Annotated in this window: 14 protein-coding genes and 1 pseudogene; 7 read left to right on the top strand and 8 right to left on the bottom strand. The window is 63.3% G+C overall.

The features are described from left to right. Nucleotides 1–7 precede the first annotated feature (7 nt). The 5 genes and pseudogenes from IVB07_RS24440 to IVB07_RS24460 form a co-directional block, all read right to left on the bottom strand. The gene (locus tag IVB07_RS24440) at nt 8–1,810 is read right to left on the bottom strand and encodes an AMP-binding protein (protein ID WP_018458767.1); all 1,803 of its coding nucleotides are present in this window, start codon (nt 1,808–1,810) and stop codon (nt 8–10) included. A 57-nt stretch (nt 1,811–1,867) separates the two neighbouring features. Beyond that, complete coding sequence (locus tag IVB07_RS24445) at nt 1,868–3,067, bottom strand: ABC transporter substrate-binding protein (RefSeq protein ID WP_018458766.1); 1,200 nt, start codon at nt 3,065–3,067, stop codon at nt 1,868–1,870. A 430-nt stretch (nt 3,068–3,497) separates the two neighbouring features. Further along, nucleotides 3,498–3,875, bottom strand: a pseudogene (locus IVB07_RS24450) (efflux RND transporter permease subunit); the annotation flags it as partial. Nucleotides 3,876–3,945: 70 nt separating this feature from the next. Further along, nucleotides 3,946–4,401, bottom strand: a complete 456-nt coding sequence (locus IVB07_RS24455; protein ID WP_018458764.1) for a nuclear transport factor 2 family protein — start codon at nt 4,399–4,401, stop codon at nt 3,946–3,948. Between the two features lie 39 nt (nt 4,402–4,440). Next, the gene (locus IVB07_RS24460; RefSeq protein ID WP_247299695.1) at nt 4,441–5,523 is read right to left on the bottom strand and encodes an efflux RND transporter periplasmic adaptor subunit; all 1,083 of its coding nucleotides are present in this window, start codon (nt 5,521–5,523) and stop codon (nt 4,441–4,443) included. 86 nt (nt 5,524–5,609) lie between these two features. Between IVB07_RS24460 and IVB07_RS24465 the strand changes: the two genes are divergently transcribed. From IVB07_RS24465 to IVB07_RS24475, 3 genes are all read left to right on the top strand, one after another. Then, nucleotides 5,610–6,188, top strand: coding sequence for a TetR/AcrR family transcriptional regulator (locus tag IVB07_RS24465; protein WP_026233656.1), 579 nt, complete (start codon nt 5,610–5,612; stop codon nt 6,186–6,188). A 35-nt stretch (nt 6,189–6,223) separates the two neighbouring features. Beyond that, nucleotides 6,224–7,384: an iron-containing alcohol dehydrogenase gene (locus IVB07_RS24470; protein WP_018458761.1), complete on the top strand. Its 1,161-nt coding sequence runs from the start codon at nt 6,224–6,226 to the stop codon at nt 7,382–7,384. Between the two features lie 141 nt (nt 7,385–7,525). Next, complete coding sequence (locus tag IVB07_RS24475; RefSeq protein ID WP_231188681.1) at nt 7,526–7,822, top strand: hypothetical protein; 297 nt, start codon at nt 7,526–7,528, stop codon at nt 7,820–7,822. 225 nt (nt 7,823–8,047) lie between these two features. On the opposite strand, the gene hydA is transcribed toward IVB07_RS24475, so the two are convergent. After that, complete coding sequence (gene hydA / locus IVB07_RS24480; RefSeq protein ID WP_026233655.1) at nt 8,048–9,457, bottom strand: dihydropyrimidinase; 1,410 nt, start codon at nt 9,455–9,457, stop codon at nt 8,048–8,050. A gap of 11 nt (nt 9,458–9,468) precedes the next feature. Beyond that, nucleotides 9,469–10,209, bottom strand: a complete 741-nt coding sequence (locus IVB07_RS24485; protein WP_018458758.1) for an aspartate/glutamate racemase family protein — start codon at nt 10,207–10,209, stop codon at nt 9,469–9,471. A 206-nt stretch (nt 10,210–10,415) separates the two neighbouring features. Here IVB07_RS24485 and IVB07_RS24490 point away from each other — a divergent pair, with 206 nt between their 5' ends. Then, the gene (locus IVB07_RS24490) at nt 10,416–11,132 is read left to right on the top strand and encodes a GntR family transcriptional regulator (protein WP_018458757.1); all 717 of its coding nucleotides are present in this window, start codon (nt 10,416–10,418) and stop codon (nt 11,130–11,132) included. Next, nucleotides 11,129–11,878, top strand: a complete 750-nt coding sequence (locus IVB07_RS24495; protein WP_018458756.1) for an aspartate/glutamate racemase family protein — start codon at nt 11,129–11,131, stop codon at nt 11,876–11,878. The genes IVB07_RS24490 and IVB07_RS24495 overlap by 4 nt, the downstream gene beginning before the upstream one ends. Here the strand turns inward: IVB07_RS24495 and IVB07_RS24500 are convergent. Next, the gene (locus IVB07_RS24500; RefSeq protein ID WP_247363394.1) at nt 11,875–13,314 is read right to left on the bottom strand and encodes an amidase; all 1,440 of its coding nucleotides are present in this window, start codon (nt 13,312–13,314) and stop codon (nt 11,875–11,877) included. The two genes, IVB07_RS24495 and IVB07_RS24500, sit on opposite strands and share 4 nt — an antisense overlap. A gap of 40 nt (nt 13,315–13,354) precedes the next feature. Here IVB07_RS24500 and IVB07_RS24505 point away from each other — a divergent pair, with 40 nt between their 5' ends. Both IVB07_RS24505 and IVB07_RS24510 read left to right on the top strand, forming a co-directional pair. Next, complete coding sequence (locus tag IVB07_RS24505; RefSeq protein ID WP_018458754.1) at nt 13,355–14,449, top strand: ABC transporter ATP-binding protein; 1,095 nt, start codon at nt 13,355–13,357, stop codon at nt 14,447–14,449. A gap of 30 nt (nt 14,450–14,479) precedes the next feature. Further along, on the top strand, nt 14,480–15,526 hold the full coding sequence (locus IVB07_RS24510) for an ABC transporter substrate-binding protein (RefSeq protein ID WP_007608710.1): 1,047 nt from the start codon (nt 14,480–14,482) through the stop codon (nt 15,524–15,526). Nucleotide 15,527 lies beyond the last annotated feature (1 nt).

Genomic DNA, 15,527 nt, shown 5'->3' on the forward strand with positions numbered 1-15,527 from the left:
CACTGAATCAGACTCGAATCACGGCTGCGTCGGGTTCGTTGCAGTGGAGACGGTCCGCTTGTTCAGCCCGGTGCTTGAGCACAGCACGTTGATTGACATAGGCCTTGTCGGTGATTTCTCCCGCGGCCAATGAGGGCGGATCCTTCAGCAGGGTGAACGTGCAGATTTTTTCGCTGCTTCCGACGGCCTCATTGTATTCCTGCAAACGATGTCTCAGGAATTCGAGCACCTTGGGGTCGCAGGTCAAATCCGCAGCCGGCGCGTTCGAAATCCGCGCCGCCTCGGTTGGATTCAGCCAGCATAGCAGCGCGCAGGCATCACGGTTTTCTCCGGCAACGACAATGTCCAGTAGGACGCCGCGCGTTGCGGCCAGGATGGCGGCACGCATATTGCCGATCGCAACCCAGGTGCCGTTCGCGAGCTTGAAGTTCTCCGAAATTCTGCCGGTGAAACGCAGACCGAACTCCGGCTTCTCGGGATCGATAAACGACACGGTGTCGCCGATGCGGTAGAACCCCTCCTCGTCGAAAGCCTTCTCCGTCAGATCGGCTCTGCCGAGATAACCGGGGGTGACGTTGGGGCCCTTGACCCTGGCCTCGTACGTGTCGGAAACAGGGATCAGTTTCAGCTGCACGCCCGGCGCGGGAAGGCCAATCTCGCCCGGCCGATCCGTTGCCCAATGCGTCGTGCTGATTGTCGGCGCCGTTTCGGTCGTCCCGTACCCCGACATCACCGGAATCCGCCGGCCCGTGACCGATGAAGTCAGCCGATAGAGTTTTTCGAGCGTTCCTTGCGAAATGGCAGCCCCCGCGTAGCTCAATCGATCCAGCCGTTTGCAGATGCTGGCGCCGAGGGCGAAGTCGTTCTCGATGGCATCGCACAACAGGTTATAGCCGGCGGGAACGTTGAACATCGCCGTCGGCGAGATCTCCTTGAGGTTCGCCACCGATTTGTGAAAGAGCTGAGGCAGCGGCCGACCGTCATCGATGTAGAGCGTCCCGCCGTTCCTGAGAATGCCGTGAAGAATGACGTTGCTGCCCATCGTATGGTGCCACGGCAGCCATTCGACCTGAACCGGCGCCTCCGGAGGCGACACCAGCAGGCTCCCCATTTGCAGCGAGCTCGCCATCATGCGATGCGTGTTCAGCACGCCCTTTGGCAGGCCGGTCGAACCGGAGGTGAAGAGAATTTTTGCAACGGCGTCGCTGGGAATTGCACCCGACGCACGCGTGAATCCTTCACGGTCCGTTCGATCCGTCAGGACCCGGAAGGGCGTCGTCTCCGGCGCGCCATCGACGCTGATCCAGGTCGAGTCTGCCAATTCGGGAATGGAACGGGCCGCGGAAAAGTCGCGTCCACTCTGAACGAAAACGAAGTTCGGACGCAGCACCTGCGCGATGTCCTTGAGGCGCGCAAGGCCGCCGGGCATCAGCGTGTAGTTCGGCGATATAGGCGCCAGAATGACACCTATCGACATCGCCGCAAAGGAGATCACCGCGTTCTCGATGGAGTTGCCCGAAAGCACTGCCAGCCTGTCAGCCGGCTTTGCGCCCATGTCGATCAAGCTCTGGCCGACCGCCTGCACCTGCGACCATGCCTCGCTATAGGTGATCTCGTCCCATCCCCCTTTGGGATTGCGTTGCGCGAGGAATATTCTGTCCGGAGCCGCGTTTGCCCAGCGCGGCAGAAAATCGGTGACGCGCCAGTCGCATGGCCCCAATTCGAGCGGCGACCTCAATATGAGCGTGCCGTCGGTGCGGCGCTCGACAGAGAGCTCCCGTGGCGCAAACGTCAATGGCTTCGCCGACATCGAAAACGATCTCCTGAATTACCGCGGATGGATAGAACGGGCGGGCTGCGCCAAGCGTCACTCCGACCTGGCGTCCAAGACGTCTCCGAACGCTTGCCACGTCGTGCCGGTCCAGCGCTGCAGCCGCATCTGCGTCCAGATCATGTTCTCGGTCTCGCTCGTGTTGACCTTGATCCCGGGCAGCACAGTCGGAACGACGACGTCTTTCAGGTTCTTCGCCTGCGCCAGAATATTCTTCCGCGACAGATCATCACCGCATTGCTTGAGGATCCGCTCGAGCAGGACGCCTTGCTGATAACCGGTCAGATAGCTGCCGTTGGTGATATCGGCGCCCATCAGATACTTTTCGAAAAACGCCCGGTAGGCCTGCATACCCCGGTCGTCTTTCCATGTCTCGTCCAGGACGTCCTTGTTGGTGGTCCCGACCATCACGCCGACCGATTTGTCGAGGCCGGCCGGTGCGAGCGTGCCTCCGACCGATCCGGACGGGAAATTGATGATTACGGTCGCCTTCCAGCCAATCACCGAAGCTTGCCGGATGGCCTGCGCCGCAAACTTCGGCGTCCCGGCGATCACCAAGGCCTCGGCACCCGAGCTCTTCAGATTGGTAATCTGTGAGTCAATCGTCGGTTCAGTGACCTCGTAGGAAGCACTGACGACCTTGCGGTCGAAATCCTTGCCGAGAAACGCCTTGAAGGCAGCGACGTAATCTTTGCCAAGATCGTCGTTCTGATAGAGGATGGCATACTTGGCGTTCGGTAGCGTTCTCGTCAGGTATTTGGCGTAGATTTTTCCTTCGGTGTCGTAGCTGACAAGACCCGTGGTGATCAGCGGGTAATTGGCGACGTCCGTGAACTTGGACGAGCCGCTGACGATGGCGACACTCGGTACCCCTTTGGCCCTCAGGTATTTTGCAGTGGCCGAGATGCCGGGCGTGCCGAGCTGGCCGAACATGAACGACACTTCGTCGCTTTCGACCAGCTTGCGGACGTGCTCCACCGCTTTGGGAGGACTATATCCGTCGTCATAGGCGATGTAGTTGATCTTGCGTCCTTTGACGCCGCCGCGGTCGTTCAACGCCTGAACGTAGGCCATGAGCCCCTTGCCCACGAGACCGATCGATGATGCCGGTCCGCTGAAGGGAAAAACCCCGCCAATCTTGATTTCGGTAGCAGAGATTCCCGGCTCGTCGGCGGCGAATGCGGGACCACTCAGGAATAGAGCCAGAGCCGCGACGATCTTCCATCTCACCAGCATTGCGTCCTCCCAAACTTGCACCCCTTCTCGAGTGTGCGGCTTTGTTTTGTTGCGCCGGTGGCGGCTCGTCGCGCCCTTTGCGAAGAGGCATCGCGCAGAACAGGTCCAGCCGCAAATCCGGCACGTCGCGGCCGTTGCGTTCGGCCATCTCGTGCGCAGCCTACAGTTCTTTTTTTGAACTCGTCAAGCGATTAGATGCTCACGTGCCGTGACTTGGACGACAGGCCCCGTCCTCGTACTTGGAAATAACTTGGTCTAAATCCTGCGTATAAGGCCGCGTTTTCGGCTGTTCTAGGACAGGATCGCTGGCGCATTTCCATGCTGCTGCACACATTCTTTTTTTGAACTATAAGGCCGCCGCGAGACCACGCAGTGCCTGGCTTATCTAGCCAGGCACCCACGGCGCAGCAGGGATAGATTTCGCCGAGCCCTACTCGGCGGCGATTGCTGTTCGCAATTCTGCATCCTTCGCCGAACGCTCATAGGGGGCTGGCTTGATGCGAAACCAGGCCACATAAAGCGCAGGAAGGAACAGCAGGATCAGGACCTTGCCAACTGCCGTGCCGCCAATCAGCGTATAAGCCGTCGATCCCCAGAACACGGAATGCGTCAGAGGAATGAAGGCCAGCACGGCGGCAAGTGCGGTCAGGATCACCGGCCTGGTGCGTTGCACGGTGGCTTCGATGACGGCGTGATAGTCATCGAGGCCGGCAGCACGATTCTCCTTGATCTGTTCGGTCAGGATCAGGGTATTGCACATCAGGATGCCTGCCAGTCCGATCAGGCCAAGAATGGCGTTGAACCCGAACGCAGGATGATGAAGACAGGGTAACGGCCCGTTCGCGAACGGCGATCGCGGAAAGATTAAGGTTCATCTGCTAACTTACAATTGGCTGGGCGGCAGCTTCCTTGAGGCCAGCTGCCGCTTGGGCGGCAAGCCCGCGCGCGGCTTCCTGTGAATCTTGAAATTCCTCGAGGGCATGGACTCTGCCCCACCGCAGGGTGAACACGTGGAGACCGCGGTTGACGTACGAGCCGTCGCCATCGAGCAGCGTTGCGGTGCCGTCCCATTCGACAAACACGGTGGTGTTCCAGGGCCAGCCCTTCACCCAGACGTTGTTGACCCTGATATGGAGCGTGGGCAGGACGCGTCCGAGCCGCTCGAACCAGCGGCGCAGGGCCGCTTTGTCGTGGCGCTCCCCGCCCAACGCGTGATGGCCGGAAACACGGTGATGGATGTGCGGCGCGACCGCCTTCACCGCTTCATCCCAGCGATGGTTGTTGACATGGTCGAAGGTCTTTCGGATTTCCTGCTCGACGATGTAGCTGTACATGTGCTTCTCCAGCGGCTGGGGCGGAACGATTGAGACTCTTCAGTTGCTCCGGCTTTCAGCGGCGGTCCTGACACGAGCGCCCTCCTGCAGGAGGTGAGCGCCGAGCGAAACAATTGGATCACCAGAATTCAAGCCGGAGATCACGGCGGTTTCGTCGGTCACCCGAACAAGCTTGATCGGCCGAAAGCGTACGGTTGAGGTGGCGCTGTCGAGGATCCAAACTCCGGTCTTGCGGCCATCATCGAGCACTGCTCGGAGCGGCACCTGAACTTGCGGCTCGCTCGTTTGGCTCGGTAGCCGAATGGTCACCGTCGCGCCAAGTGGTGCGGCCGCGGCTTCACCGTCCAGGACATACCGGGCTTCATAGGTTCGGGTCTGGGCATCGGCGGCGTCGGACAATTGCCGCAAACGCGCCGTATAGCGCCACCCTTCGGCTGCTCCGTACACGCTGGCCTCGGCCACGGAGTCGATTGCCGGCCGGATCGTTTCAGGGAGCGCGACCACCGCCTCGCGAGGACCGGCCTTGGCAATCCGAACAACCGTCTGGCCGGCCGAAACGACCTGCCCGGGCTCGCCAAGCGTTTCGACCACCGTTCCGTCCGCGTCCGCGACCAGGATCGAGTACGTCGCCTCGTTCTCGGCAACCCGTGCATCGGCTTCAGCGCTCGCAAGCTGCGCCTCGGCCGTATCCAGCGCGGCCTTGGCTTGCTCGTAGCGCTGTCGGGAAGCCCAGCCGTTGCTCACCAACTTGGCGTATCGCGGTTCGTCCGCTTCGGTCTGCACGACGGACGCGCGCGCGGCAGCAACGGCGTTGCGCTTCGCCGTGACCGCAAGACGAAGGTCGGTTTCGTCGATCCGCATCAGCGGCTGACCGGCTTTGACCTGCTCACCGGTATTCACAAGCCGCTCCACGATCTTGCCGGGAACGCGAAAACCGAGGCTGCTCTGCACCCGCGCCCCGATCCGGTCACCCGCGCCCGCGGCCGCGATCCTGACGATCGGGGCTTCTTGCCTCGGATCGCTCACGGCCGAGGCCGCCGGCGCGCGAAGCGTAACGAATGCGGCCACCGCGCATCCCGCGATCAGGACGCTCCCCAGCACGATCATCTGTCGCTTTTTCATAACGTGGCCTCATGCCAGATAGATTGCGTTCGAGCTCTATACCGGATAATAGATGTCGAACGCAATCTAAAATGGGGAGACCAATGATGCGAGTGAGTCGCATTCAGGCTGAGGAAAACCGGCAAAACGTCATCAATGTCGCAAGCCGCCTGTTTCGGTCGCGGGGATTTGACGGCATCGGCCTCAAGGACCTGATGGAAGCTGCCGGGCTGACCCAAGGCGCATTCTACAAGCAGTTTGAGTCAAAGGAGGACCTGGCCGCGCAGGCGTCGACGCGCGCGCTGGAGAGCGCCACGCTGCGATGGTCGACCGCCATCGCCGCGGCCCCTGAGGATCCCCTCGGGGCGGTGATGGGGTTCTATCTCAGCACGGATCATCGCGACGAAAAGATGGACGGTTGCCCGATCGTGGCGCTCGGCTCGGATGTGGCCAGACAGAGCAGCGAGGTGAAAGCGTCGTTCGAAGGCGGGATCAAAGCGCATATCGAAATCCTCAGCCGCCTGATTGCCGAAACGAGCGACGAGGAATCCAGGAGCAAAGCCATGGCCATTCTTTCGACGATGGTCGGAGCGTTGACACTCTCACGCGTCGTCAACGATCCCGATCTCGCTCAGGCCTTTCTGGAAACGGCGTCGCGACAGATTCGCGACACTGTCGCCGCTTGAAGATCGGTGCTTGATAACTCACAGGGAGAACGCAAATGCGCAAAGCAGGGATACACAATTTTCCGGCGATCGACCGTGTCGTTTACGGCAAAGCTGCGTCTGAGGCCTTGAACGATGAAGCGGTGCGGCTGGATGCCAAGCGCGTCTTCCTGATCGTCAGCCGCACCTTGAATACCAAGACCGACGAGATCGAGAAGATCCGGCGTGCGCTCGGCGAAAGACATGTCGCGACCTTCGATGGAATTGCAGAGCACACCACGCGCAAGCAAGCTGCCGAGGTTGCCCGTCAAGCCAAAGACGCCGGAGCCGACCTGGTGGTCGCCGTCGGGGGAGGCTCGGCGATCGATCTCGCCAAGATCGTCATCATGGCGATGGAACATGACATCCGTGACGAAGCGGGTTTCGATCCATTTCCCATGGGCCCGGGCGTCACCGTCTCTCCGTTCCGATCGCCAAAGGTTCGACAGATCGCGGTGCCATCCACGCTGAACGGCGGCGAATACAATGCAGCAGCGCTCGTCACCGATGAACGCAGCAGGCTGAAGCAGATCTTCTTCCATTCTCTGATGATGCCGGTGGCGATCATTCTCGACCCTGCCCTTACCGTCCATACGCCCTCGAAGCTCTGGATGGGATCGGGAACGCGCTCGATGGACCACGGCATCGAAGCATTGTGCTCACCCGCCGGCACGCCGCTTAGCGACGAGGTGGTCCTGGCCGGCATCCGCACGCTTCGGGAGGGAATGCAACGGACCTTGCAGCAACCCGATGATCTGGAGGCGCGTCGACTGTCTCAATATGGCGCGTGGCTCGCCGCTTTCGGCCTCCAGGCGCGGGTCCCGATGGGAGCCAGTCACGGCATCGGCCACGTGCTTGGCGGGACCTTCGGCGTACCACACTATTATTGCACACCGGTCATCATGCCGAGCCTACTTCGCTACAACAAGGCGTTCACAGAGGATGCGCAAACGCGCTTAGCAGCGGCTCTTGGCGAGCCGGGCATGGAAGCGGCAGCCGCCTTCGCAGAATTCACCAGGAGACTTGGACTACCCGGTCGCCTTGCCGACGTCGGGATCGGCGAAGACAATTTCGAGCAGATCAGCAAGATTGCGATCAATCATCGCTTCGTGCAGGCCAATCCGCGGCCTTTTAAAAGCGAAGCCGACATCGTCGATCTGTTGCGAATGGCCGCCTAGCCAAATCCGAATGAACTGATACTTGCCCAAATTGACGTGCGGGAGAATCCAGCCATGACATCAGCTCCGCGCCCACGCCGGCAAGTAGGGCCGGCGACGCGCCGGCAACCGTCTATCAACTGTTCATGCAGGAGAGCGCGGATGCTGCCCGCTGGCATGAACATCCACGGTGGAGAAAGCCGTAAAGACAAGGAGGCGATCCCTTGCTCAACCTGTCACATGACTTCGACGCAAGTAAACGAACCGGCTCCCGCTCCGCCCCGCGCCGGCATCGACTGGCAACTCGCTCCCGTTGACTTCATCCGGTTCGGAAAAAGCGGCGCCGAGATCTGCGCGCAAATGAAGGATCCCAAGCGCAATGGCGGCCGCGATGCCGCCGGGCTGGTCGAACATCTGCGCCATGACGCTTCGTTGAACGGCTTCATTCCGCACGGCTGAGCGCCCGGCACAGGTCGGACGACGCCACCAGGCAGCTTCGAGAATCGTGTCAAGGACGTCGCCTTATGGGGGACGGCCTGACAACCTTGTCCGAATTGATTAGATTCGTTTTGCCGCATGCGAAGGCTGGATACGAACATATGACCGGCATGATCTGTGGACTTGAGACGGCCGTCGCGCCGCGCGCACGGGCGCCATAGCTGAGCAGCAACGCGTTGAGTCCGATCAGATCAGGCTCGACCTGCCGCGGCTGAGAATGTCGCCTGCGCCTTTGTCGCCGACGATCCTGCCGTGTTCGTACACCACCCGGCCACGGGCGATCGTCGTTACCGGCCATCCGGTGACGTCGAACCCTTCCCATGGCGTGTAGTCCGAACCGTGATGCAGATCGGCCTGCCGAATAGGCTTCTTCAATTTGGGATCCCAGAGCACGATATCCGCATCGAAGCCGACGCCGATCGAGCCCTTGCGCGGATAGAGGCCGTAGATGCGCGCATGGTTGGTCGCGGTCAGCTCGACGAATTTTTGCAGGCTGATCCGTCCCTTCGACACGCCTTCGGAGAACAGAATCGGCAGCCGGGTCTCGACACCTGGAATGCCGTTCGGCACCCAGCGGAACGAGGTGCGGCCGTTCGGCGTCAGCTTGCCCCTGGGATCGTCGTAACGGAACGGGCAGTGATCGGACGAGAAAGTCTGGAACACGCCCGTGGTGATGCCTTCCCAGATCGCCTGCTGGCTTTCCGCGTCGCGCGGCGGCGGCGAGCAGACATATTTCGCGCCTGACATGTCCATGTTCAGACCCTTCATGTCGTCAGCCGTCAGCGTAATGTATTGCGGGCAGGTCTCGGCATGAACAGGCAATCCGCGCTGCTGAGCCCAGCGCACCTGCTCCATCGCCTCGCGCCCGGAGACGTGCACGATCATGATGGGAACGCCGATCACCTCGGCATGACTGATGGCGCGATGCGTGGCTTCGCGCTCGACCGCCTGTGGCCGCGACACGCCGTGATAATAGGGCGCGATATGGCCCTCGCGTTCCAGCTTGGAGGTCAGGAAACGGATGGCGTCGTAACCCTCGCAATGGACCATCACCAGCGCCTCCTCGCGGCGCGCGACCTCGAAGACCTCGAGCAGCTGCTTGTCACTGAGCACGAGGTCGTCATAGGTCATGAACACCTTGAACGAGGTGTAGCCGTCCTTGACCAGGGCCGGCAGCTCCTGCCCGAGCACGACCGCGGTCGGATCGGAGATGATGAGATGGAACGCCGTGTCGATATAGCACTCGCCTTCGGCAAGCTTGCGGTAGTTCTCGACGCAGGTCCGCAGCGACGTGCCCTTCTGCTGCAGCGCGAACGGCAGCACCATGGTGTTGCCGCCGGCGGCTGCCGAACGGGTCGCTGAGGCGAAGTCGTCGGCCATCACCACGTCGGGGCCGGAGGCCTGCGAGATGTGGACATGGCTGTCGATCCCGCCCGGCAGGGCCAGCAGCCCGGTCGCGTCGATCTCGCGCGCTGCGCCTTCGAGATGATCAGCAATGCTGACGATGCGGCCGTCGCGAATGCCGATATCGGCGCGGAACTCGTCGCTGGCCGTCACGATGGTGCCGCCGCGAATAGCAAGATCGAGCTGCGTCACAGGAGTCTCCATCACTTGATGACCGTCGATGTCTGGAAGATCCGCCCCCAGTCGGCAAGAGCCCCGGCATCGCCGCCGGCGAGCTCCAGGGTTCGCCACAGCGTGACCGCTACCGAATCGACCACCGCGACATTCAATTCCCGTTCGAGCGAAGCCGCCAGCGCGGCGCCGTCGAGGTTGGTGCAGAGGATGACGACAGCATCGGCGCCGTCAGCCGCCACAGCGCGGATCATGCCAGCAATCGTCGCAGGCGCGACCTCGCCGAAAGAGAAATTGTCGCGCAGTCCGAGGTGCCGCTCCGCGTGCGGGGCGATCCCCTCCTCGGCCCAGACGTGACCGATCCGCCGCTGCACGTCGTCGGTATAGGGCGAGACCAGGCCGACACGTTTGGCGCCGAGCGCGCGAGCGGCATCGATGCAGGCGAGCGTGGAGGTCGTCGCCGGCACGCCGGTGCGCACCGTGATTGCCTCGCAAAGGCTCCGGTCTCTGCCGATGCCGAGCCAGCTTGCGGACGTACCGTTCCAGGCGATGGCATCGACCTTCGCATCGGCCAGCAGGTCCGCCGCAGGCAGCATCACCGAGGCGTCGAACTGGTTCAGCGCGGCGGCGTCGAGTGCGATCTCGGTGACGCGGAAACGCGAGAAATGCGCGGTGACATCGGCCACGCCGGCGAGCATCGCACTGGTGACGGGCTCCAGCACCGAATTGGAGGACGGCGTGATCATGCCGAGGCGTTTGCGCACAATTGACATCGATCGCAGTCGCTCCGTTGCGGCGAAAGCGCTCCTCCGCTTCCTCAAAAGGATCATCCGCGTCCGCATCGGTCCACGCAACCCGCAATCTGCATGCTGCATACAATTTATTCGATATGCACGTGTTTTGAGCCACATACGTCTTCTATTTGGGCACCTCACGTGAAGGAAATTAGCTACGATCGCACGTCAGCAGGAAGGCCGGCGTGCCGCAAAAATCCGAACCCAACCCGGGCCGAAAGTCGCCCAAACTCAAACGGATGGGCCTGCATGAGCGCGCCGCCGCGCGGATGCGGACGATGATCATTCGCGGCGAGCTGCCGCCGGGATCGCAGACCCAGGAAACCAGGCTGTCGAAGGAGCTGGGCGTATCGCGCACTCCGCTGCGCGAGGCGATGAAAGTGCTCGCGGCCGAGGGATTGATTGAGCTCCGCCCCAACCGCAGCCCGCGCATCGCCGACCTCGCCGTCGACGGCATCTCGGAATTGTTCGAGGCGCTGGCCGGCATCGAGCGGCTGGCCGCCGAGCTCGCCGCCGAGCGCGCCACCGAGCGCGATCTCGCCCGCCTGCGCACGCTTCAGACCCGCATGGAAGGTCATCATCGCAACGGCAAGCTCGACGAGTACTTCGCCATCAACGGCGAGATCCACGACACCATCGTCCGCATGGCGCGCAACACGCCGCTGCGCGAGGCGCACGTGACGCTAATCTCCCGCGCCGAGCGCGCGCGTTACCTCGCGCTCGGCGCCGACCGGCGCTGGAGCAATTCGGTCGACGAGCACGCCGGCGTCCTTGCCGCGCTCGAGGCGCGCGATAGCGAAACCGCAGGACGCCTGCTCGGCGCCCATGTTCGGCGCACCGGCACGGCGCTGCTCGAAGTCATCGCGGCCTCTCAAGCCAAGCAGACGGCGGCGCAATCATGAAGCTGCTGCTGCTCAACCCGAACACCAGCACCGCAGTCACCCAGTTGATGACGGATGTCGGGCAGCGCGCGGCTGCGCCCGGGACCGAGCTGATCCCCTGCACCGCGACCCGCGGCGTGCCCTATATCTCGACACGCACCGAGGCACAGATCGGCGGTGCCATTGCGCTGGAGATGCTGGCCGGGCAGCATCGCAAGGTCGACGCCGCGATCATCGCCGCCTTCGGCGACCCCGGCCTGTTCGCCGCGCGCGAAACCTTCGACATTCCCGTGGTCGGCATGGCGGAAGCGGCGATGCTGACCGCCTGCATGGCCGGACGGCGTTTCGCCATCGTCACCTTCGCCCAGGCGCTCGGCCCCTGGTACGAGGAATGCGTCCGCGCCCACGGGCTGTGGGAGCGCTGCGCCGGCATCCGCATGCTCGATACGCCGTTCCAGGCGATCTCCGAGGTCGGCACCGAGAAGGAGGATGTGCTGGTCGATCTCGCCAGGCGCGCGATCGTGGAGGACGACGCGGACGTCTTGATTTTTGCAGGTGCGCCGCTCTCGGGCCTCGCCGAGCGCGTGGCCGACCGGATCCCCGTCCCAGTCGTCGATCAAGTCATCGCGTCGGTGAAGCAGGCCGAGGCCCTGGTCGCGCTTCGCCTGCGCAAGGCAACCGCAGGCACGTACCGCCGGCCCGCCGCCAAACCCACCCTTGGTCTTGCCGATGCGCTCGCCGCCCGGCTCGAGCATCGCGATAACTAGGGGAGCTGCGGCCAGCGATGCGAAAAACCAAGCTTGTTCTCAATCGTACGGCCGAAGGCAAACAGGCGGGATTCGCATCCCGGCGGTGCAATGATCTGGATACCGAACGGCAGCTCGTTCTCCGCTCGGGGGGCCGGCAGGGTCAGCACCGGGAAACCGACCAGCGACACGATGAAGGTGACGGCGAGATAATCGATCGGCGTCTCCAGCGCCGCGCCATCGATCGTGGTGACGTCGCTGATCTCATTCGGCCAGGGCAAAACGGACGCCGCCGGCGCTACCAGGAAATCGGCGCGGCTGAACAGCTCGCGAAAGCTGCGATAGATCGCGGTGCGGCGACGCTCGGCATTGAGATAGTCCTCCGCGGAGAGCTTTGCGCCCGCCTCGATATTCCAGATCACGGTGGGCGTCAGCTCGGCGCGGCGCGACTTCAGCAGCTCGCCATAGCCGTTGGCGATGTGCGCGGCGCGCAGCGTCCGAAATGCCTCGATCGCACCGCCGCAATCGGGCGCGGACGGCACCACATCGGCCACGGCTCCGAGCGCCTCGCAGGCCGCGGCGAAACGTGCACGGACATCGCGCGCGACGGCCGCGATCCCGAAATCGGGCGTCGCTGCGATCCGGGGACGCACTGCAACCGGCCGATCCTCATTGACGACACCGATCGAGAGTGGGTCGTGCACATCGCCTCCCCCACAGATCGACAGCGCAAGCTCGAGATCGTCGACGCCGCGGGCGAGAAAACCGTGGGTGGCGAGCATGTCCCAGCCGAGGGGGCGATGCGGCGCCGGGATGCGACCGGGCGTCGGCCGGATCGAGGCGACGTCGCAAAAACTTGCGGGCGTGCGCACGGAGCCACCGAAATCGGTGCCATGGGCCAACGGCACCATGCCGGCCGCGACCGCAACCGCGGAGCCACCGGAAGATCCACCCGAAGTCAGTACCGGATCGAACGGATTGCGCGTCGGCCCGCACAATTTGTTGGTACAGACCGCGCCGAAGCCGAATTCGGGTGTGTTGGTCTTTCCCAGAATGATCGCGCCAGCGCGCCGCAATCGCGCGACCACGAGATCGTCTTCGGCCGGAATATGATCGCGGAACAGAGCCGATCCGTACGTGGTCGCAACCCCCGCAGTGTCGGTGAGGTCCTTGATCCCTATGGGCACCCCATGCAGCGGGCCGACCCGCGTTGGCGCGGCGTCGCAGATATCAGCGGCACGGCGGGCCCCCTCCGCATCGACAGTCACGAAGGCCGCCAATTGGCTATCAAGACTCGCGATCCGCGCCAGATGCGCCTCGACCGCGTCGCGCGAGGAGAGTTCGCCCTTCGCGAGGGCGCCTGCGAGGGCCGTGGCAGTGAGGTCGCAAACCGATCGATCCGACGTCATCACCCCACCATGCCAAACCTCGCGGCGAAAAGCGACCGGTGCGGGCATGAGACTTGCTTTCTACTCCGGGGCAACGGGAGGCAACACCATGGCTGAAGCGCAAGGCGGCCGATCGCTCGTGGTCGACGCCGTCACCCACCGCTATCCGAGCGGCGCGCTCGCGGTCGAGAACATCAATCTCAACATCAAAGGGGGCGAGATCATCGCCCTGCTCGGCCCCTCCGGCTGCGGCAAGACTACCCTGCTGCGCATCATCGCCGGCTTCATCGCGCAGACGCAGGGGCGGATCATCATCGGCGACGACATCGTCGACGCGCTACCGCCGAACCGCCGCGCGGTCGGCATCGTGTTCCAGAACTACGCACTATTCCCCCATCTCAGCATCAGCGAGAACGTCGCTTATGGGCTTGCCGCGCGCGGGATCGACAAGGCGACCCGCCAGCGCGAAGCACAGCGCTTGCTGGATCTGGTGCAGCTGCCGACCATGTCGGAACGGTTGCCACGGCAGCTCTCCGGCGGCCAGCAGCAGCGCGTCGCGCTGGCCCGCGCGCTCGCGATCAAGCCGTCAATCCTGTTGCTCGACGAGCCCTTTGCCGCGCTCGACAAGAATCTGCGGCTCGACATGCAGATCGAGGTCAAGCGGCTCCAGCGCGTCTCCGGCATCACCACGCTGATCGTGACCCACGACCAGGAAGAAGCGCTGTCGATGGCCGACCGCGTCGCCGTCCTGAGCCACGGCAAGCTCGAGCAGTTCGGGTCGCCGTCGGACGTCTACGACCGGCCGCAGACCCTGTTCGTCAACACGTTCGTCGGCGCCAGCAACCGCATGCCCGGCGTGGTCGTCTCGGCAGACCGCACGGCCGCAAAAGTCCGCCTCGATGCCGGCGCGGAAATCATTGCGCGTCCCGCCGGCGGCGCTCTCACCGAGGGCGGCCGCGTCACCGTGTGCATACGCCCCGAGCATCTGCAATTCGTTGGCGACGAGACCGGCTTTGCCGGCGTGGTCGGCATGTCGCTGCCGTTAGGAGCCACCGTCGTCCACGAGGTCACCACCGCGGACGGCTCCGGCGTCAAGATCTCCCAGGCGCGCATCGGCGAGACGCGCACCCTGGAGAGCGGCGCCGCGGTGCGCCTCGCGCCGCTCGCCCCGTCGCTCGCAAACGCTTTTCCTGCAACGCTTTGAATTCAGTTTTTGTCCAGAGGGAGTTCGACCATGATCATGAACCGCCGAAGCCTGATGACGACCGCACTCACACTCGGCGCCATGAAGGCGTTTCCCGGACTGAGCTACGCCCAGGCCCGCCCGCTGGTGTTTGCGACCTTCACCGGAAGCTGGGAGGAGGCGCACAAGGCCGTGCTGGTGCCGGCCTTTCGCAAGGCGAACGCCGATGCCGCGATGGTGCTCGACCCCATGCTCTCGGTCGACCAGATCGCCAAGGTGAACGCCGCCAAGGCCAATCCGCCGATTGACGTCATGCTGCACGATCCCGGCCCGGCCCTGGTCGCAATCGGCCAGGATCTGGTCGAGCCATACCCCGTCGAGAAGAGCGCCTATTACAAGGACCTGATCGCCGAGGCCCAGGAGCCGATGGGCCCTGCCCCCTTCTTTCAGGTCGTCGGCCTCACCTACAATCCGGAAGCCGTCAAGACGCCGCCGACCTCCTGGGCCGATCTGTGGAAGCCCGAGTTCAAGGGCCGCGTTGGCATCACCAACCTTAACTCGACGCTCGGCACCGGCTGGCTGGTCGAGATCGCCAAGATGCGCGGCGGTTCGGAAGCCAATGTCGATCCCGGCTTCAAGGCGATCGAGGAGCTGAAGCCCAACCTCGCCGCGGTCGCCGCCAATCCCGGCGCGCTCGCCACCCTGTTCCAGCAGGGCCAGATCGATATCTCGCCCGGCAATTTCAACGCCATCCAGATCCTGAAAGCGCGCGGCGTGCCGGTCGAGTTCGTGGCCCCGAAGGAAGGTGCCATCGCCTTCAAGACCACGATCCACATCGTCAAGAACTCGCCCAACCGCGAGCTCGCCTTCAAGCTGATCGAGGCGTCGTTGACCCCGGAAGTGCAGACCACGCTGATGAACCCGCCCTACCTGATCGTGCCGACCAATTCCAAGGTGGCGATGGGCGGCGAGATCGCGCGCGTGCTCGCCAAGGACACGGCCGAGCTGAAGCAGAAATTCGTGTTCCAGGACTGGAAGAAGATCAACGAGCAGCGCTCGGCCTGGATCGAGCGTTTCAACCGCGAGATCAAGATCTAGA

The sequence above is a fragment of the Bradyrhizobium sp. 172 genome, from assembly GCF_023101065.1.
Taxonomy (GTDB): domain Bacteria; phylum Pseudomonadota; class Alphaproteobacteria; order Rhizobiales; family Xanthobacteraceae; genus Bradyrhizobium; species Bradyrhizobium canariense_D.

Bases quoted from the DNA above. Each gene is read 5' to 3' on its own strand.
- IVB07_RS24500 (WP_247363394.1), bottom strand. From the start codon at position 13,314: ATGCCCGCACCGGTCGCTTTTCGCCGCGAGGTTTGGCATGGTGGGGTG.
- IVB07_RS24495 (WP_018458756.1), top strand. From the start codon at position 11,129: ATGAAGCTGCTGCTGCTCAACCCGAACACCAGCACCGCAGTCACCCAG.
- IVB07_RS24445 (WP_018458766.1), bottom strand. From the start codon at position 3,067: ATGCTGGTGAGATGGAAGATCGTCGCGGCTCTGGCTCTATTCCTGAGT.
- IVB07_RS24475 (WP_231188681.1), top strand. From the start codon at position 7,526: ATGCTGCCCGCTGGCATGAACATCCACGGTGGAGAAAGCCGTAAAGAC.
- IVB07_RS24485 (WP_018458758.1), bottom strand. From the start codon at position 10,209: ATGTCAATTGTGCGCAAACGCCTCGGCATGATCACGCCGTCCTCCAAT.
- IVB07_RS24440 (WP_018458767.1), bottom strand. From the start codon at position 1,810: ATGTCGGCGAAGCCATTGACGTTTGCGCCACGGGAGCTCTCTGTCGAG.
- IVB07_RS24465 (WP_026233656.1), top strand. From the start codon at position 5,610: ATGCGAGTGAGTCGCATTCAGGCTGAGGAAAACCGGCAAAACGTCATC.
- IVB07_RS24455 (WP_018458764.1), bottom strand. From the start codon at position 4,401: ATGTACAGCTACATCGTCGAGCAGGAAATCCGAAAGACCTTCGACCAT.
- IVB07_RS24460 (WP_247299695.1), bottom strand. From the start codon at position 5,523: ATGAAAAAGCGACAGATGATCGTGCTGGGGAGCGTCCTGATCGCGGGA.
- IVB07_RS24505 (WP_018458754.1), top strand. From the start codon at position 13,355: ATGGCTGAAGCGCAAGGCGGCCGATCGCTCGTGGTCGACGCCGTCACC.
- IVB07_RS24470 (WP_018458761.1), top strand. From the start codon at position 6,224: ATGCGCAAAGCAGGGATACACAATTTTCCGGCGATCGACCGTGTCGTT.
- IVB07_RS24510 (WP_007608710.1), top strand. From the start codon at position 14,480: ATGATCATGAACCGCCGAAGCCTGATGACGACCGCACTCACACTCGGC.